20 protein-coding genes and 1 pseudogene are annotated in these 17,370 nt (G+C 42.8%); 9 read left to right on the top strand and 12 right to left on the bottom strand.

From position 1 onward, the window contains the following. Positions 1–761: 761 nt before the first annotated feature. A complete protein-coding gene (locus IM462_RS06055; protein ID WP_002757942.1) occupies positions 762–947 on the bottom strand; it encodes a hypothetical protein in 186 nt (61 codons plus the stop codon). Positions 948–949: 2 nt separating this feature from the next. Then, positions 950–1,417 (bottom strand): type II toxin-antitoxin system VapC family toxin, encoded by a 468-nt coding sequence (locus tag IM462_RS06060; protein WP_149988197.1) that lies wholly within the window; start codon positions 1,415–1,417, stop codon positions 950–952. 168 nt (positions 1,418–1,585) lie between these two features. On the opposite strand from IM462_RS06060, the gene IM462_RS06065 reads away from it, so the two are divergent. Continuing rightward, positions 1,586–1,768: a hypothetical protein gene (locus tag IM462_RS06065; protein ID WP_353737337.1), complete on the top strand. Its 183-nt coding sequence runs from the start codon at positions 1,586–1,588 to the stop codon at positions 1,766–1,768. Positions 1,769–1,787: 19 nt separating this feature from the next. Here IM462_RS06065 and IM462_RS20965 read toward each other — a convergent pair. After that, positions 1,788–1,946 (bottom strand): annotated as a pseudogene (locus IM462_RS20965) (phage tail protein); the annotation flags it as partial. Between the two features lie 327 nt (positions 1,947–2,273). On the opposite strand from IM462_RS20965, the gene cobS reads away from it, so the two are divergent. Continuing rightward, positions 2,274–3,032 carry an adenosylcobinamide-GDP ribazoletransferase gene (cobS, locus tag IM462_RS06070; RefSeq protein WP_287699854.1) on the top strand — a complete coding sequence of 253 codons (759 nt, stop codon included), beginning with the start codon at positions 2,274–2,276 and terminating at the stop codon, positions 3,030–3,032. Here the strand turns inward: cobS and IM462_RS06075 are convergent. The 9 genes from IM462_RS06075 to IM462_RS06115 form a co-directional block, all read right to left on the bottom strand. Next, positions 3,029–3,490 carry a PPC domain-containing protein gene (locus tag IM462_RS06075; protein WP_287699853.1) on the bottom strand — a complete coding sequence of 154 codons (462 nt, stop codon included), beginning with the start codon at positions 3,488–3,490 and terminating at the stop codon, positions 3,029–3,031. The two genes, cobS and IM462_RS06075, sit on opposite strands and share 4 nt — an antisense overlap. A 294-nt stretch (positions 3,491–3,784) precedes the next feature. After that, positions 3,785–4,006: a DUF4278 domain-containing protein gene (locus IM462_RS06080; protein ID WP_287699852.1), complete on the bottom strand. Its 222-nt coding sequence runs from the start codon at positions 4,004–4,006 to the stop codon at positions 3,785–3,787. A 93-nt stretch (positions 4,007–4,099) separates the two neighbouring features. After that, a complete protein-coding gene (locus IM462_RS06085; protein ID WP_104396596.1) occupies positions 4,100–5,155 on the bottom strand; it encodes a potassium channel family protein in 1,056 nt (351 codons plus the stop codon). A 33-nt stretch (positions 5,156–5,188) separates the two neighbouring features. Continuing rightward, on the bottom strand, positions 5,189–6,046 hold the full coding sequence (locus IM462_RS06090; protein WP_287699851.1) for a DNA-formamidopyrimidine glycosylase: 858 nt from the start codon (positions 6,044–6,046) through the stop codon (positions 5,189–5,191). Between the two features lie 104 nt (positions 6,047–6,150). After that, on the bottom strand, positions 6,151–7,494 hold the full coding sequence (locus IM462_RS06095; protein WP_287699850.1) for a cytochrome c biogenesis protein: 1,344 nt from the start codon (positions 7,492–7,494) through the stop codon (positions 6,151–6,153). A 50-nt stretch (positions 7,495–7,544) separates the two neighbouring features. Further along, positions 7,545–8,273 carry a cytochrome c biogenesis protein CcdA gene (locus IM462_RS06100; protein ID WP_287699849.1) on the bottom strand — a complete coding sequence of 243 codons (729 nt, stop codon included), beginning with the start codon at positions 8,271–8,273 and terminating at the stop codon, positions 7,545–7,547. An 18-nt stretch (positions 8,274–8,291) separates the two neighbouring features. Next, entirely contained in the window at positions 8,292–8,654 is a 363-nt protein-coding gene (locus IM462_RS06105) for a VOC family protein (protein ID WP_002780396.1), read from the bottom strand. A 2-nt stretch (positions 8,655–8,656) separates the two neighbouring features. Then, entirely contained in the window at positions 8,657–9,613 is a 957-nt protein-coding gene (locus IM462_RS06110; protein ID WP_193977585.1) for an ABC transporter permease, read from the bottom strand. Further along, a complete protein-coding gene (locus tag IM462_RS06115) occupies positions 9,614–11,347 on the bottom strand; it encodes a peptide ABC transporter substrate-binding protein (RefSeq protein WP_287699848.1) in 1,734 nt (577 codons plus the stop codon). Positions 11,348–11,551: 204 nt separating this feature from the next. Here IM462_RS06115 and IM462_RS06120 point away from each other — a divergent pair, with 204 nt between their 5' ends. From IM462_RS06120 to IM462_RS06150, 7 genes are all read left to right on the top strand, one after another. After that, a complete protein-coding gene (locus tag IM462_RS06120) occupies positions 11,552–11,791 on the top strand; it encodes a DUF433 domain-containing protein (protein ID WP_287699847.1) in 240 nt (79 codons plus the stop codon). Positions 11,792–12,223: 432 nt separating this feature from the next. Further along, the gene (locus IM462_RS06125) at positions 12,224–14,332 is read left to right on the top strand and encodes a P-loop NTPase family protein (protein ID WP_287699846.1); all 2,109 of its coding nucleotides are present in this window, start codon (positions 12,224–12,226) and stop codon (positions 14,330–14,332) included. Between the two features lie 461 nt (positions 14,333–14,793). Then, positions 14,794–15,054, top strand: coding sequence for a hypothetical protein (locus tag IM462_RS06130; protein ID WP_002736321.1), 261 nt, complete (start codon positions 14,794–14,796; stop codon positions 15,052–15,054). Further along, positions 15,051–15,461, top strand: a complete 411-nt coding sequence (locus tag IM462_RS06135) for a type II toxin-antitoxin system VapC family toxin (RefSeq protein ID WP_002803249.1) — start codon at positions 15,051–15,053, stop codon at positions 15,459–15,461. Before IM462_RS06130 ends, IM462_RS06135 begins: the two co-directional genes overlap by 4 nt. A 557-nt stretch (positions 15,462–16,018) precedes the next feature. After that, positions 16,019–16,396, top strand: coding sequence for a DUF433 domain-containing protein (locus IM462_RS06140; RefSeq protein WP_287699845.1), 378 nt, complete (start codon positions 16,019–16,021; stop codon positions 16,394–16,396). Further along, the gene (locus IM462_RS06145) at positions 16,393–16,785 is read left to right on the top strand and encodes a hypothetical protein (RefSeq protein ID WP_002791850.1); all 393 of its coding nucleotides are present in this window, start codon (positions 16,393–16,395) and stop codon (positions 16,783–16,785) included. The genes IM462_RS06140 and IM462_RS06145 overlap by 4 nt, the downstream gene beginning before the upstream one ends. Before the next feature lie 303 nt (positions 16,786–17,088). Next, a complete protein-coding gene (locus IM462_RS06150; protein ID WP_024968549.1) occupies positions 17,089–17,367 on the top strand; it encodes a type II toxin-antitoxin system RelE/ParE family toxin in 279 nt (92 codons plus the stop codon). Positions 17,368–17,370: the final 3 nt, after the last annotated feature.

Consider the following 17,370-nt stretch of genomic DNA (forward strand, 5'->3'; position numbering starts at 1 on the left):
CGGCACCCCCCTTATCAAGGGGGACAGGGGGGATCGGCACCCCCCTTATCAAGGGGGGCAGGGGGGATCGGCACCCCCCTTATCAAGGGGGGACTAAGGGGGGATCGGCACCCCCCTTATCAAGGGGGACAGGGGGGATCGGCACCCCCCTTATCAAGGGGGACAGGGGGGATCGGCACCCCCCTTATCAAGGGGGGCAGGGGGGATCGAACCTAAAATTCATTTTTAATTTAATTATAACCAGCTACTTAACTCTATTATATTTCTCTCGACCTCCGCTACTCGCTGACTCAACGGTACAGTGTCGGCACAGCCTCAATAAGCGGCGATCGCAATACAGCGACAGCGATCGCACTGAATATTACTCTCAAATGGAATGATCGCAAGAAGTTTTCCTATAACATTACAATAAGCGTGTTATGCCGAATTATTATAGGCGTTCTTACGTTTTGAAAATCCCACAGGATCGCCGATACAAAATTAGGTTATACTTCATCTTTATGAGAAAGGCTGCCATACTGGAATCTAATTTTGGGGGGATTGATTACCATATTTAACTTCATTTGTCAAGAAATTCGCTCATTTTTAGGTGCGGCATCGCACTTAAACCCACAGCTGCAATTAATGTGCATGGTGCGTTCCCCAAAATCGATCGCTGGATCAGTAGGAACCACATTAGGGAACGCACCCTAGGGAGATAGCGTACTGCTACGCAGTGCCTTCGCCATCGCACTATAGATTTAGCGGTTCCATTGAATGCTTTAGCCGGCGGTCGGGTGCAGTGATTTATTAGACGCTCGCTTAATTGGCAACCTAACTAATCTATCTTTATGAGCCAGTTGCTTCTGCTTTAAGTCATTAAAAATAGCTCTTAAGTCATATTGAAACGATTGAGCGTATTCTTCTCTATACTTGTGAATTTCATCGAGAATTTCATTTTTATACATGACTAAACCTCTAGGTTATATCCAATAAGCTCATAAGGAGTGCAAATAACTGGCAATATATATCCGAGATCAGAACTAATCTGAGCCAGCTTACGCTGAATTTGGGCATTTGCCATGTGCTTGCAGTTCCATGTTAGCAAATAATCTAAGTTATAGACGGTTGCTAATGCCATATGTAAAGCGTCGTTAGATGCCTTTAGGGGCAGATTGCTTTGAGTCAGAAACGCTTGCGAAAGTTCAAACGCATCTTCTGTAAGTTCGAGAAGCATTAGGGATTGTAACAAGTTTAACCGTTGAGCGGCGATTATCGGATCTCCCTTAGCTGCCTCATCTTCAACGATCTCTGATGCGTAAAGCGTAAATGAGCTACTATGTTCGTTCCACCAATCTTGGGTGATCTTGATATTAGCAGCAACGATCAGATTGTCAGTGGGTCTGGCGGTTAAATGCCCAAAAATACTTGTTTCAATATAGACGCTTCCATTAACGGCAACCTAGAATATCTTTTCGCTCTCTATCCTACCTTATTTAATCTTGGTTTTGAGGGTGTTGGGTAACAGCCGCCAACCCAACCGACAGGATCAGCGTACTGCCACGTAGTGCCTTTGGCATCGCACTTAGACTCACAGCTGCAATCAATCTGCATGGTGTGTTCCCCAAAATCTATTGGTGGAGCAGTAGGAGCCACATTAGGGAACGCACCCTACAAGATCGGCGATCGCACTGAATTTATTTTTCCCGAATTGGATTTTCCGGAAATGGATATATACCCTCCAGACAAATTATATATCGTGATTCTCCGTCGCCATCAACATCCTTGACAGTAGGCAATTTAGGCAACGCAAAACTCTTGGATCCATCACCTCCGTATTTGGTCCTAAGTATGGAGTACAGCGCCTGATAGCCAGATATCGGTAGCTTAGATCCGTCACAAAATGCCCAGCCTGCTGGCGCAAAATCCCCTGCAAAAAGCAGAATCTGTCCGATCAAAAAATCCATGTTTTCTTCTTTCTCCAAACAGTGTTGACTTTTTTAGGTTGTGATCGTCTTTCTTATTTCAACTCGACCTCATCCCTTGAGCCAACTACATATTATACAGAAACTTTCCGTATCTCACGCCAAATACACATTTTTTAATAAATCTTTCCGTATATTCCTCTCCTATAGAGCGATCGCAAGAACTCTTCCTATAAAATTACAAGTAACCGTATTATACCGAATTATTATAGGTGTTCTCAGATGTTTTGAAAATCCCACAGGGTCGCCGATACAAAATTAAGTTATACTTCATCTTTATGAGAAAAGCTGCCATACCGGAATCTAATTTTGGGGAGATTGACTACCATATTTAACTTCATTTGTCAAGAAATTCGCTCATTTTTAGGTGCGATCGCTTTTTACACGATTATTCCGGTTCCGATTGCCTGGCCGGATTTTGGTAGAATTGCCCGATGGATTCCCTTAGTGGGCTTATTTTTGGGTTTAATTTTGGTTTTGCTCGATATAACTCTAGCTGGTCTGGGAATGCCACCCCTGACTCGTGCGGTTGTCCTTGTGGGGGTTTGGGTTTATCTAACGGGAGGACTACACCTTGATGGAGTTAGTGACACGGCCGATGGTTTAGCTGTCACCGACCCCCAGCGTCGTTTATTGGTCATGGCCGATAGTGTTACCGGGGCCTTTGGAGTCATGGCCGTGACCATGGTTTTGCTGCTAAAAATCGCCGCTTTGACTGATTTAAGCGATAATCGAGCCTTAGCTCTAATTTTAGCACCAATTTGGGGACGTTGGGGGCAAGTAATGGCGATCGCTCTTTATCCCTACCTCAAACCCACCGGTAAGGGAGCCTTTCATAAAGTGGCTTTTTGTCTGCCCTGGGACTGTGGGGGAGTAATTTGGGGGTTAATCGCCCTATTTGGTGGTCTAAGCTGGGGAATAATCGCCATTAGTGCCGGAATCGCCCTCGCTCTGCTTACTGGTTACTGGTTATATCGTCGTCTTCGCGGTCACACCGGCGATACCTACGGTGCGGTGGTGGAGTGGACAGAGGCTCTATTCTTGGTTTTTTTGACAATAATTAGCTAATTTTTGCCCTCCACGGCCCGTAAACGGGTTAATTTCAGGGTAAATTTTCCCCCACCGGTTTCTCCGAAAGCTCTCACCCGAATAATATATTTACCCGACTCGGTAATGCGCGCAAAGAGGAGAGCATTAGTGCCACCATCGGGACCATCATCATTTTCTGCTACAGTGGAACCATCGTCGGCCAGGAGAATTAAAACTCCATCAAAGTTTTCCGATTTCAGATCGATGGCCACCTGATCGTCCTTTTCCAAATCTACGGTATAATCTCTGGCAAACCCCCCCTCACCCGTGGGAATATCTTTGTCGGTGAGAGTATCGTTAATTTCTTTATTGAGGATGAGGGGGACGGGACTATAGATTTTTTCTGCTCGCACCGGTAAAGATTGACCGCTTAACCAGAATAAAGTGAGCAAGACGCATAAACTAGAATAGCGACCAGTCAAAGGAAATCTTGTCATAGGGGCAGGTATTCGTTTTCTCAATCTCCCTATTCTACAAAAAACTGATAACTATCAGCAGTTCGACAAAATTAAATTCACACCCCAGAAAGGGGGAACACCAGAACTGCGGAACTGCGGAAGGGAAAAATATGTGTAATTAATTTTGTTAACTATGAAGATATATTCCTTGCTGGCAAAACAAGTAAAAAATCCCCCTTGTAGCAAGAGGGAAGATAAAAACCGTTTAAGGTAATTGCTGTGATCATTAATTGACAATATTTAAAAGAGATTGATTGAAAAATGAACTAGAAGTTAAAAACTTAAAGAGGGTCTTTCCGTGGGCAAAGAAGCTAGAGATTGCATGATATGATAGGCTTGACCGCGATAGGTAACGGCTACCTGTTTCTCAATGGTTTGAACGACATCACGGTTTTTTAAATAGGGAACACCACGATAGCCTAAAATCATCGGACTGGAAGCAACGGTGGCAGTGGGATTTTTGTCGTAAGGAATGCCGCGATAGGTTAATTTCATAGCTGTCCCTGGAGATAATTAGTGAGTTAGTTTTATCTCCATCGGTAGCGAAATTAATTCCAGAAAATCTCAACTTTTTTCTGGGTAACTATCCTACCAAGAAGACCCCCGATAGCGCATTTCTCGACGCAAGGCATAACGACGGGCAAAATTGGGAACATCGCCCCGATGACCTAATAAAATGACCGTATCGCCTTGCTGTAGAATGGTGGAATTGTCGGGATGGGCGATGACACGACCATCAAATTGACGGACAGCAACGATAATAAAAGCACCCTGTCCCCGCACTTCCATCTGACTGATGGGTTGTCCCAAAAAGGGCGAATCGCTTAAAATCGAGTATTCTTCAAATTGCAGGTCGATATCGGCTAATAATTCGTTAAGATTGCGCCTACCTTCATCTTCCTGTAAAAAATCGATTGCGGCCGGATGGGTGATTAAATGGGCCATTCTCTCTGCTCCAATGGTAGCAGGTAAAACCACTTGATCGGCTCCGGCTAGTTTTAATTTTTTCTCGGTGCTGGGATATTCTCCCCTGGCGATAATGTATAGTTGCGGACTGAGTTCTCTTGCGGTTAAAGTGATGAAGACATTTAAGGCATCATCGGGCAACACCGTCGCTAAAACTCGCGCTTTGTCGATGCCGGCTTTTTGGAGAATACTTTCATCGGTGGCGTTACCATTAAGAGTTATGTAACCTTTTTCCTGAGCTAATCGAATCCGATCAGGGTTATTATCGACGATAATAAAAGATTGGGCGGTTTTTGCCAATTTAGTCGTTAGAATGCGTCCTATGCGCCCAAAACCGCAGATTATGACGTGATTTTCTAAGCATTCCATCTCTTTATTCATCCGGCGATCGCTAAAAGCTTTGTTAATTTCTCCCTCGGTGAGCATCTGAAAAAACCCTCCCACCACATAAACGGCCGAGGTGGTCCCACAGACGATAACTAACATGGTAAAAGCTCTCAGACTGGGAGTGTTAATCGGTTTAACTTCCCCGAAACCTACCCCAAATATGGTGATAATCACCATATAAACGGCATCGAGAAAACTCCAACCGTAGGCCATATAACCGATAGTTGCCCCGACTACCGTAGCGAGAAAAAAACTCGCCCCGATGATAATCCTTTTCAGTGAACTTTGCATCGATTTCCGTGACCTGACCATCTAGCTATCAGCTTACAACTGTTTACTAATTACTGTTGAGACTTGACATTGGGGACAAAAATGAGCCGAGCGCCCACTTAATTTAATTCTGGCAATAGTTGCACCGCAAAGACGACAATTTTCGCCGGTACGACCATAAACCCAGGCCATCGAGCCATAATTGCCATTAACTCCCGTAACGTGGAGAAAATCGCTAAAACTGGTGCCGCCTTCAGCGATTGCAGTTTCCAAGACAGAAATAATGTTTTTTGTCAATAAGTCTATTTGCTCAATTTTCAAGAGATTAGCAGCAGTTTGGGGATGGATACCACTTTTAAAAAGAACTTCATCTGCGTAGATATTGCCAATTCCTGCCACCACATTTTGATCGAGGAGAAAAGTTTTAATCGGACGACGACTTTTTTGACAGTGACTATAGAGGTAATCGGGGGTAAAATTGCGATCAAAGGGTTCTAGTCCCAGTTTTTTGAGAGCAGTAATCACGCTTTCTGGGGTTTTATCGGCGGCAATCCACCAAATTTTCCCGAAAGTGCGGGTATCGACAAAGCGCAATTCTTGCTGATTAGCAAAAAAGAAGCGTAAGCGCGTATGAATCGGCAGGGGAGTGGTATCTTTTACCCAGAGCAATTGTCCGGTCATACGCAGATGAACCCCGATACTGCTACCATTATCTAAATTGGCGAGGAGATATTTGCCCCGGCGCTGCCAATTGGTAATCGTAGTCTGAGCAATTCCTTGCAGAAAAGTTGCCTCACAATTAGGATAGGCTAGGGTACGCTGTAATAATACTTCCCCACCGATAATTTTTTTGCCCTGGGTAACTTGATTTAATCCGCGACGCACCGTTTCTACTTCTGGCAATTCTGGCATATAAGTGATTGAACAAAATTAAGTTCTTGGTTAGGGTAGGCAAAAGGCAAAAGATAGATAAACAGAACTTTTTATCGGGAAACGACACCAGATTAACGTCAATTCTACTTTAACTTTAACATTTCGATAGTATCAATTATTTCCCGTTCAAAACTGACTTGAGCGCGATTAGTTTTACCACCAATATAAAAGCGATCGCCAGATTGTAAGGCCCAAATTTGGGAATGGGAAAAGTAACTCATTACTACTCCCATCATCAATAAAGCAAAACCTAAATAGACGATCGGGACTCCCGGATCTGCCTTAATTTGTAAACCTGTACTGCCCACTAATTCGACTATTTTTAGATTAACTCCATTGATGGGAATCGTCATTCCTTCTCGTACAGCAGAGGTTAAATCTCCCTTAGCATCATAGACAATTACCGTACCCTGTAAATCTCTGGTTAAAAGAGAAACTCCCTCACTAAGATCGGTTTTAGTCGGAATCCAAGTTCCCCAGATTTGTCCATTACCTTTGGTGTCTAAACTAGCCATCGGTAGCTGTAGGATCGGACTATTATTCACCTGTACTTTTACCCCGGCAATCCCCCAACTGGTTTGATAAAAAGTCACCCCTTTATGGTGCAAAGGTTGGTTAACTTGAATAGTTTTGCGATCAATCTCCTCTCCTTGATTATCGATCACCGACAAATCAGAATAGAATTGTTCTACGTCACCTTTAGGACTATAATCAATCCAAAAACGATTAACTTTAATCCCCCAATCCTTAGGGAGAGAATTTTTAGATAAGGGTCCAGCTTCAATAATATTTTTAACCTGAAAACTATCGCCACTAGCTACCATTTCTTGAGCGAAAAACCCCGTTAACGCTCCCCAGATCGACCCTGCTAAAATAATTAACATGGCTGCATGAACGATAATCGGACCGATTTTACCAATCAGACCTTTACGAGCATAAAGACTGTTATTTTCTAGAAAAACTTTGTAGCCTTTTTTTTCTAATAGAGGTGTGAGAGATTCTAGGGAACCGGTTTCTAATTCGGCACTTAAAGCTAGTTTTTGAAATTGGCGAGATTGTTGATAAAATTGCCATTTTCTGGCCGCTTTTAAAGCGGGTAATTGTCGTCGGAAGGTACAAGCGGTTAAACTGGAACCAAAGAGAATTAATAATGATAGATACCACCAAGTGCTATAAACATGATTTAATCCCAATAGTAATAAAACTTTCCAAGTCAGAAAGCCAAATAAAGCGGGTTTCTCAGGATAATTAGCTTGGTAAAAAGATAGAGATTGACCCTGTTCGATTACCGTCCCAGAAATGCTAAAAATAGCGATTAAAAGTAAGAGGATAATTGCTAATCGCAGATCGGCAATAGTCTGGATAAATTTACGTCCCCATTGAGGCGGTCTATTCTTTAAATTTGAGGAAGTTTCCGATATAGTCATAGTTAAAAGTTTTGCAATTCTAGCCAATTATCTATCATAACTCTCCACCATCACAGCAGACGGGATAATAAAGAAAAAACTCCAAAACCGATTAATAAAACCCCACTGACAGGATTAATCCACCCGGACCATTGACGCAGAGAAAGAAAGCTTTTCAGCGAGGCAGTAAAAGAACCGACGATAATTAGGGGTAAAACATAGCCGGCAGTGTAGGATAACAATAATCCCCCTCCTAAGCTTAAATCTCCCGTATTTGCCACCCATGCCAATAAAGTTGCCAGAACTGGCGTACTACACGGAGAGGCGATTAAACCAAATGTTAAACCAAGAAGATAAGACCGCAAAATCGGGGGAAAATCGCTGGTAATCCAATCGGTAGCGCCAAGGGAGGGGAAGCGCAGGGGTAATAATTCCAAGAGGTTTAACCCCATCAAAATAGCGATCGCACTGACGATAATTGGTAAACCGATCCCCACCTGTCCATAGACTTTTCCTAAAGTAGCGGCAATTAGTCCCAATCCCGCTAAGGTGGTGGCTAATCCCAGGGAAAACCATGTGGACTGCCAAAAAGCCGCTAAACGACCTTGATTTTCGTAACCCCCGATATAAGCGACGGTAATCGGCAACATCGACAGCATACAGGGGGTAAGACTGGTGAGTAAACCGGCTAGAAAAATCACGGCAATACTGACAAAACTAAGGTGAGTTAGTTGGGAAGTCACTAAGCGATCGGCGTATTGTTCAAGGTGATAGAGTTGAGTCTGTAATTGGTCTAACATATCGGGGAATTTTTCAGGCTAAATTTGGCTCATTTCTAGGATATTACCATCGGGATCGCTGACAAATAATGCCTTTCTACCCGAGGCACTCATTTGAATTGTATAACCTTGACTTTCTAGATAGTTACCCATGGCTGTCACATCATCAATAGCGAAGGCAATATGAGGATTGCGTCCCCATTTTTGGGGATTGGGACGGTAGTTTTGATAATTGGTATCGACAATTAAATGAATTTGATAATCTCCCACTTGATACCAAACCCCATCGTATTGAAAAGGGCGATCAATTCTAGTCAATCCTAGAACATTTTCGTAAAAGTTAACAGCTTTTTCTAGATCGGTGACTAAAATCGCCGTGTGTAAGGATCGCATGATGTTCATAGTTAATATCTGACTCGCGGATCGAGCCAACTATAGGTTAAATCGGCAATTAAGTTAAAGATAACAATTAAAATCCCATAGATAAAGGTAATCGCCATCACTACGGGGGTATCACTGCGGGAAATAGAATCAATTAATAAAGCACCGATACCCGGCACACGAAACACTTGTTCTGTGACTAAAGCACCGGTAAAAATTGAGGGAATATCAAGAGCAATCAGGGTGACAACGGGGATTAAAGCATTGCGAACTATGTGCTTAGTGAGGACAGAAAAATTAGTTAGTCCCTTGGCTAAGGCAGTTTTAACGTACTCTTGGTGAATTTCTTCAGTTACGGAAGAACGCACAAAACGCATCAACATCGCCCCTTGATATAAGCTTAATACAGTTACGGGCATAATTGACTGTTTAACCTGCTCGATCAAACTATTAAAATCACTGATTTCTAGGGTACTGTTATAAAAAGATGGTAGCCAGTTTAACTGCACACTAAAGATAATAATTAATAATAATCCCGTCACAAAGGTGGGTAAAGAAAAGCCAAGTAGCGAAAAAGTAGAGATGATTTTGTCTAACCAAGAATAGCGCTTGACTGCTGAAATTACGCCTAAAGGAAAAGCAATTAAAACCCCGAACATATAGGCAATACCGACAATCCAGAGAGTTGTGGGTAAACGCTGCCAAATGAGGGTAAAAACTGGGCTGCGACTGGTGAAAGAATAGCCCATATCTCCTTGAAGAAATGCTAACAACCACTTGACATAACGCACGGGAAGCGGTTGATCTAATCCGAGACTTTTGCGAATATTTTCTCGCACCGCTTCCGTAATAGCTGGATTAGCTGCAAATTCTCCCATCGGATCCCCCGGCGCTAGGGCCAAAATGCCAAAAACCACCATACTAATAGCTAAAAGAGTGGGAATCGAAAATAATAATCTTCTCAGAAAATATTTGAGCATTTATTTACTACGCTTCCAGTCCTTGATGTTCCAAGTATTTCTATCCCAGGGAGTTAATTTAAACCCCGACAAACTCTTGCTAATTGCCACCACATCGGCACGATGAACTAGGGGAATAATCACAAAATCATTGATTAACATATCATTCATTTTAATCGCTATTTCTCTCCGTTTTTCTGGGTTTAATTCTTGACTAAAAGCTTGCCATAATTTATCGTATTCAGGATTACAATAACGAGCATAATTATCCCCGGCCCAACCATCAGCTTTTTGGGGAATTTCGCTACAGGTAAAGGTTTTAAAATAGGCTTTTGGATCGGGACTATTATTACCTGTAGTGTACATTTGTAGGTCAGCATAAAACTTTTCTACCGTGTCATCGTTAGCAGGATCGCTAGAAAAGAAAATACTGGCATCAACAGTTTTTAATTCTACTCCTATCCCGATCGCTTGTAAACTTTGTTTGATAATTTCTTGGGTTTTCTGACGGAGAGGATTGACAGTGGTTTGAAAAACTAATTTCATTTCTACCCCATTTTTATCCCTAGTGCCATCACCATTACTATCTTTCCATCCCGCATCATCTAGTAATTTATTAGCCTTTTCTAGATTAAATTCATAGCTAGTATTGGGCGAATTATATTCCGATGGCATCACAATAAAATTAGGAGTTGTTTTCCCAGTAATACCATAAAGCTGCGTGGCAATAGTATCTCTATCAACGGCTAAAGATAAAGCTTCTCTTACTTTTACATCACTCAAAAAAGGATGGGGAAACTTAATACTAGACCTCTCACCTTCAGGAGTAGCTTGATTAGGATCGCTCAAATTAAATAAAACTCGTTCAATCAAAGAACCGAAACTAGATATTAACTGACCCCGACCCGCTTTTTCTAAATCACTTAAAACCTTAGCCTCCACTTGCAAATTATAGGCATAATCCGCCTCCTGTGTCTGTAAAACCGCTCGTGCCGCCGAAGTGGCATCACCTCCTCCTTTTAATTCTATTTTTTGAAAACCCAATTTATCCGCTTCTCGAAAGAAAGAATTTGGTTCATAAACCGCCGTATCTCCCGGTTTAAATTCTACCACTTTATAGGGGCCAGTTCCCACCGGTAATAAATTAGCGGGGGCCTGGCGTGCCGTTTCATTGCTATACTTTTCATAGAGATGTGCTGGTAAAATCATCCCTTCTGTCCCCACAAAAACTAATGACCACGCGGGATTAACTTGCTTAAAAGTTATTTTAACCGTATGGGGATCTATCGCTTCTACACTTTTAACTATTTCATAATTGCCGGCGCTAGTGGAACCAGTTTTCGGATTGGTGATAAAATTATAGGTAGCGATGACATCTTTGGCAGTAAAAGGAGTACCATCTGACCATTTAATATCTTTTTTTAGCTTCCATGTCACCGATTTACCATCCCGGGCAACTCCCCCATTTTCAATAGTAGGAATTTCTGCCGCTAAAAAAGGAACTAATTCCCCTTTTTCATCGAAACTAGCCAAAGGTTCTAGGGTAATACGACTCGCTTCTGAGTCTTTAAATCCCGTGGAGAGATGGGGATTTAAAATCGTCGGTGCTTGCCAATACAAAAGTTTTAAAGTTTCTGAATTATTATTGGTCGTTGCCGGAGGATTATTAGCTGTTTGTTGACGACAAGCACTAAAAAGCAGCGTACAACTAAGGGATAAAATTAACAGGGGCAAGAAAAGCGATCGCTTAAACATTTTTAGTGACAATCAATAATTCAACAGGGTGACTTAGGTGATTTCCTACCCCACCAATAACAAGTTATCAGACATTGAGTCTTGATCTCGATCGATTAATTGATTATTTGCCTTTATCCATTCCTAGTCAAGTTAAATCGATCGTGCTATGGTAGCGATGCTGTACTAGACAAGAAAATTCTAGGCACGGCGACGAAAATGCTTATGACCTTATTTCATCAGGGTGCGACAGCAGAGGAAATCGTTAATCGTTACCCATCACTAAACCTAGCTGACGTTTACGCCACGATCGCTTTTTACCTCAAGCACCAATCGGAAGTAGAATCCTACTTGCAACAGCGACAACAGCAAGCACAGGAGATTCCGGTAATCAATCAAGGGAGATTTGACCCCCAGGGATTGCGAGATCGCCTTCTTGCGCGTAAAGCAGCGCAGCAAGAATGATTAAGCTTCTGGTTGACGAGAACTTTGATAATACTTAACTGGTGCGTTACGGCGGATTACTAATTTTGTTTTTTCATTCCAAGCTTATCACCGCCTAACGCACCCTACAAAATTGCTATATCTTATGTGCTGCATCTGACTAAGCGACTTGAGCAAGCGATCGCACGATGAAAAACTCTGCCAACTGACAAGCAGGATGCGATCGCGACCCCCATTCTGAAAGTAACCCCTAAATCTCAAGAGCAAGGATAAGGAGGAAATTCCATTTCGGATGTTAGATTACCGAGTTCAAGGGTTACAGGGCTTGCTTTAGGGCGCTATACTGGTCTATACTGGTTTTCAAGATTAGATCGCTGATTCTCTGGTTCGGATAAACTTAATTGTGTACCTTTTGACCTTAAGCAAATTCTTATTGTTAGAGGAGATCTGTTTGTGGAAGAAGAGATTTTGCAAGAACAAGATGTGTTTGTTGCATTACGTAGCTCCTATGAGTGCGTAATGAACTCATTAGAAATGATTACAAAAAACTTTGAAGAATTGCTTAAAGAAGTTGGCCAAGAAAGTCTAATTTCTAAAAATGGCTATGGCGGGAAAAACTTTAGATTGCTTCAAGACAGGGCAAAGTCAGAGCTTCTGAGTATAGCTTTTTTTGGAGCATTTTCTTCAGGAAAGAGCTTTCTGATTAGCGGATTAAATCAAAAGGTTGATTGGTATGAACGCGAGGGGCGAGATCAATATGCACCTCTGCTTCCCACTTCTCCCCGTCACACTAGTAATTGCCCTGTAGCTGTAGAGCCTGTTGTTTCTGGAAAAGCAGATGAATTTGCTGTTCTATTTGAAGGTTCAGATGTTTGGGAGCAGAAAACTCCGGCAACACTTGCAATAATTCAGGCATACGTTACAGATTTGCCCAATGCAGTATCCCAACGTCTCACAAATAAAGATAGAACCCGAACCGTCCGGACGGCAAGGGTTGGTGTTAGCTCAGCAATTATGAAAGCAAGAATATACGATTTACCCGGGTTTGGAGCTATTGGTGCTAATTATGAAGGGGTAATCCGAAATTTCGTTCAACAGGCAGATTGTATTGCTTATGTGGCTGGTGCAATCAAGCCGCTCGATGAAAAAGATTTAGAACTTCTAGGAGACGTTTATACCCATCACAAGCTTACTGGAAAGCCCGTATTTTTTGTTCTGACTCAGATAGATAGAGCATGGGATATTGATACAGGTAGTGGAAAGATTCAATGGGAAGACGTTCGTGATGCAAACAATGAGTTCCTCGAGCAAAACTTCCTAGTGGAGGGTCGGGCAGATAGTACATTTATAGGAGAGGGATTCATTCCTGTATCACCAGCGCTTGAAGCAAAAGGGATAGCCCTTTCCGCTCAGTCTCATGAGAATTCTCAGAGGTACATAGTTGAGAGTAGAATGGCTCTTCTTCGAGAAAGATTTGATGACTATCTCCAAAATACTAGCGGTCCAATGCACCTCGCTGAGCTTGCATCTGAAGCACAAAAGCTTCTTTTGAGACTGACTCATGATATAAGGCAGAGGTACTTGTCCGAATCAACGCCAGTAACAGAAGCTAGAAATGTAATTATTGGTTATAAGGCTCAACGTAGAATACTAATTGATAAAAAGACTATGGTTGAGAAAGAGTTGAGGGAACTTGGTCAAGTAGCAATAAGGCGGGCTTTTGCGGGCAGTGATCCTGATGATTTAGTTGCTTTTCTGAAAGAAAAGCTGAATGAGAAGATAAAGATGAGTGATGTTCTGAAAGAAAAAGAGATTCATCAAATTGAGACTGAGAAAGTCATCTTGGTCAGGGAGTGGATGAGTCGCAGTTCTAAGTCTCTTATTCCAAGGTGGGTAAGTTCTTGGGAATCTTTCTACAGCCAAACTAATGAGCTTGTGAACCATTTACTAGAAGAAGCCTTAACTGCGCAGCAAAAAGCTGTAGAAGAAAATTCTAAAGAAGAAGTTGATATCACTGCTGCAAAGGTTGAGGAGCGCCTTGCATCGAAGTACGAGGATATGAAAACAAAGACATTTAAGGATACTATAGACCTTATGTCCAAAACCTGGGGAACTTGGACTGTACTGGCAGGGGTTGGTGCTGCTACTTCCCTGCCTCAGGTTGTTGCGCTTCTAGGTGTGGGTTCTACTCCTGTTGGGTTGGGGATTCTTGCTACAGCTCTAATTGGTGCTTTTTATGGGCGCTATAAATTAGTCAAACAACGTGATGAGCGACGCGAAATGATGATGACAGAGTTTCCTGAGTACGCTCAGAAGATTGTGCGTGAATACCGTGTTCAGGCTGATGAGTTTATCAATAGTCGGGTTGGCTTTCTAGTTGAGATAATTGATAATGAAATTGATGCCCTATCTAACTCAATTGACTCATTAGAACAACGACTAAAAGAAGGAGAATATCTGAATAAGAACAAGCGTCTGGAAAATCTAGATTCATTGATACAGAGATGTCGAGAAGTCAATGCTCAAATTGATGAATTCTACGCTTCTGTTGCGAATACTTGAACTGATATGCAAAATGCGTTGATGTTGAATGCTGGAAGTTAGAAGAGTGCGGACGAGATCTAACGACCGTGTTGCAGAGCGATCGCAATCTTGTAGGGTGCGTTCCCTAATGTGGCTCCTACCGCTCCACTAGCAGTAGGCTAATCTGGCTAACACGCTTTTGGGCGTGATATACGGAAAATTTCCGTATAATCAATAGTTAGGCTGCTAAAATGACTTACTGATCTGATGAGATAGGAGTTTTTACGTTTTGTTACGACATAATCATCTTTTCCGCGATCTGAAGAGTTAAGCTGTCGCGCATTTAAAAGACTTATTCTCAAATTAGCTAAATCCCCGGCAATCCCTGTACTGTTCCCTGTTCTCTCCTATCAACCAGCAATTTAAAATCGTGATAGCTTAGGAACTAAACGCGATTAACGTTACGCTCACAATAAAGAAAACTGTATAGAGGAGTTCTTATGACAACTCGTGATACTGCGATCGCCAAATTGCACCAACTCTCCGAGCCACTCTTGCAAGAGGTGAGTGACTTCATTGATTGTATTATCCACAAACATCAAGCTAAACCTGATACCAGCCAAACTGCTGAAAAAATTGTCGAGAGATGGTCACAATGGTTTGAGACGGTGGATCATTTAGACGTAACGCCACTTCAACCAGTCAGCAACTATCAGCAACTCCTGCTCAAAAAATATCGGCAACAAGGACTAGATCTATGATCCTGTGCGATGCCGGAGTCCTACTTTGTCTTGTAGATCGAACTCAGTCTCAGCATAACGCCTATAAAAACGCAGTCCTCCGATTAGAAACGCCCCTTTTAACAACTTGGTCATGCCTGACCGAAGCCATGTACCTTGCGCTGCATCGGGGTGGTTGGCAAATGCAAAAACAACTGGGACAGCTTCTTTTAGACAAACTGCTGGTGGTTTACGATATTCAGGAAAGTGATTACAGTCGTTTGTTGGCATTGATGGAGCAATACCGTGATCGCCCCATGGACTTGGCGGATGCAACCCTGGTCTTGGTAGCTGAAAAGACAGGATATCGGCAAATTCTCACAATCGATTCAGATTTCCTGTTTTATCGGATTACAAACAAAGAAAGCTTTGATATCATTCAAGTGTAATGATCGAAGACCTGCTTCCAACGGCGTATAACTCCACCGTTAGACTGCTCCCACTGTCAGTATGATCGCAATCTTGTAGGGTGCGTTCCCTAATGTGGCTCCTACCGCTCCACTAGCAGTAGGCTAATCTGGATAACACGCTTTTGGGCGTGATATACGGAAAAGTTACAGCAAAAAAGGAGGTTTATTATGGCTGAATGACTAGCAGTTGATGTTTCGAGAACTTACGAATCTGGTATGCTTGGCAAGCGAGGAGACGATAAATTTCCTTGCACCGGAGCAAGAATAACACGGGTGGAATTCCACAAAGAGGTTTCCAAACACCGTATTACTCCCTTTGATGATGGCATAGGACGGGGTGACGCTCACACAAATGATACTGAACTGCCAGATGTTGGAGTTCACTACTGGCTAGATGAAGGAACGAGGCTGAAATACATTTTGAAGGTCTGGGTTGAGGATTAAGGATTTTGTGAATCAGTCGTTAGGGGGCGTTGGTTCCCCTTGCTTTTTTTGTGCGCTACTATGGAATTAAATGATTAAAAGCTAAGACTGCTATGGCACTGGCATCGAATGGACAAACAGCTATAATCCGCACAGAGCGAGGGCTTACAATTGCGGATACTCGTATTACTCTGTATGACGTAATGGATTATCTCAAAGCTCAGTATCCACCCAAGTTTATTCGTGATGCCTTCAATCTTACAGATGCTCAGATTCATGCTGCCCTTTCCTACATTGAAACACATCGAACAGAAGTGGAAGCAGAGTATCAGGAGATTTTAAAGACTGCCGCAGAAACTAAACAATTTTGGGAAGAGAGGAATCGCGAACGTTTTGCTCGGATCGCTGCTACTCCTCCTCGTCCAGGCTATGAAGCGGTTAGAGCTAAACTTCAGGAACGGAGAGCAAAGCGGGAAGCGAAGAAGCAATGATTGTTCTGGCTGATTACAACTTGAATCGGCAGGCAATTCTGATCTCTGGAAGTCTTGTTGTTAGCGGGTTATTAGATCTCGCTCTAATTCGGTTGAGGACATTTGAAGACGTTGGCTTACCCGCAGACAGCAATGATCGAGTAGTTTGGAGATTTGCCCAAACCAACGGGATGCTCTTACTTACGGCAAACCGGAATGCGAAGGGTGAAGACTCGTTGGAACAAGTAATGCGTGAAGAAAATCAACCGACTTCATTTCCGATCATTACGATTGGCGATCCGGATAGGGTCAATGAATCTGACTATCGAGAACGCTGCGTTGAAAGGCTTGTAGAAATTGTGATCGATATCCAAGACTATATGGGGGCTGGTCGGTTGTTTATTCCATAAGGTGACTGGCGCATCATATCTGTTGGTGACACGGCATAACAACCCCAATGCACTCCGACCGACGAAAGCTAATCAGTGTGATCGCCGATCTTGTAGGGTGCGTTCCCTAATGTGGCTCCTACCGCTCCACTAGCAGTAGGCTAATCTGGCTAACACGCTTTTGGGCGAGATATACGGAAAGTTTCCGTATAATCAATAGTCCAGTAGTCGTAACGCACCACCCACGAGATATATTGAAAATAGTAGGCGTTATTTTTTTATCGTTGGGTTGTAACCAGTAACGTTATGGGTTACACTTAATGGATGATAGTCAGTTTCAAGCATCGAGGACTAGAGCAGTTCTTTGAATCGGGAACCACCCGAGGCATTCAGGCAAATCATGCCCAACGAATTCGGCTGATTCTGGCTCGTCTCAGTGCTGCAACTTCACCGCAAGACATGAACTTACCCGGATTGGTACTTCATGAACTGGCAGGGCAACGTAAAGGAACCTGGACGGTGAGAGTATCTGGAAACTGGCGGATCACTTTCACCTTTGACGGTGTTGATGCTTGTGATGTCGATCTTGAGGACTACCACTGATGA

The sequence above is a fragment of the Microcystis sp. M144S2 genome (assembly GCF_020246065.1).
Lineage (GTDB): Bacteria > Cyanobacteriota > Cyanobacteriia > Cyanobacteriales > Microcystaceae > Microcystis > Microcystis ichthyoblabe_A.

What these genes read in the sequence shown, in the direction of transcription:
- IM462_RS06100 (WP_287699849.1), bottom strand. Translation starts at nt 8,273, where the DNA reads ATGTTAGACCAATTACAGACTCAACTCTATCACCTTGAACAATACGCC.
- IM462_RS06110 (WP_193977585.1), bottom strand. Translation starts at nt 9,613, where the DNA reads ATGCTCAAATATTTTCTGAGAAGATTATTATTTTCGATTCCCACTCTT.
- IM462_RS06085 (WP_104396596.1), bottom strand. Translation starts at nt 5,155, where the DNA reads ATGCAAAGTTCACTGAAAAGGATTATCATCGGGGCGAGTTTTTTTCTC.
- IM462_RS06105 (WP_002780396.1), bottom strand. Translation starts at nt 8,654, where the DNA reads ATGAACATCATGCGATCCTTACACACGGCGATTTTAGTCACCGATCTA.
- IM462_RS06120 (WP_287699847.1), top strand. Translation starts at nt 11,552, where the DNA reads ATGACCTTATTTCATCAGGGTGCGACAGCAGAGGAAATCGTTAATCGT.
- IM462_RS06130 (WP_002736321.1), top strand. Translation starts at nt 14,794, where the DNA reads ATGACAACTCGTGATACTGCGATCGCCAAATTGCACCAACTCTCCGAG.
- IM462_RS06080 (WP_287699852.1), bottom strand. Translation starts at nt 4,006, where the DNA reads ATGAAATTAACCTATCGCGGCATTCCTTACGACAAAAATCCCACTGCC.
- IM462_RS06090 (WP_287699851.1), bottom strand. Translation starts at nt 6,046, where the DNA reads ATGCCAGAATTGCCAGAAGTAGAAACGGTGCGTCGCGGATTAAATCAA.
- IM462_RS06140 (WP_287699845.1), top strand. Translation starts at nt 16,019, where the DNA reads ATGGCACTGGCATCGAATGGACAAACAGCTATAATCCGCACAGAGCGA.
- IM462_RS06145 (WP_002791850.1), top strand. Translation starts at nt 16,393, where the DNA reads ATGATTGTTCTGGCTGATTACAACTTGAATCGGCAGGCAATTCTGATC.
- IM462_RS06115 (WP_287699848.1), bottom strand. Translation starts at nt 11,347, where the DNA reads ATGTTTAAGCGATCGCTTTTCTTGCCCCTGTTAATTTTATCCCTTAGT.
- IM462_RS06055 (WP_002757942.1), bottom strand. Translation starts at nt 947, where the DNA reads ATGTATAAAAATGAAATTCTCGATGAAATTCACAAGTATAGAGAAGAA.
- IM462_RS06135 (WP_002803249.1), top strand. Translation starts at nt 15,051, where the DNA reads ATGATCCTGTGCGATGCCGGAGTCCTACTTTGTCTTGTAGATCGAACT.
- IM462_RS06095 (WP_287699850.1), bottom strand. Translation starts at nt 7,494, where the DNA reads ATGACTATATCGGAAACTTCCTCAAATTTAAAGAATAGACCGCCTCAA.
- IM462_RS06150 (WP_024968549.1), top strand. Translation starts at nt 17,089, where the DNA reads ATGATAGTCAGTTTCAAGCATCGAGGACTAGAGCAGTTCTTTGAATCG.
- IM462_RS06075 (WP_287699853.1), bottom strand. Translation starts at nt 3,490, where the DNA reads ATGACAAGATTTCCTTTGACTGGTCGCTATTCTAGTTTATGCGTCTTG.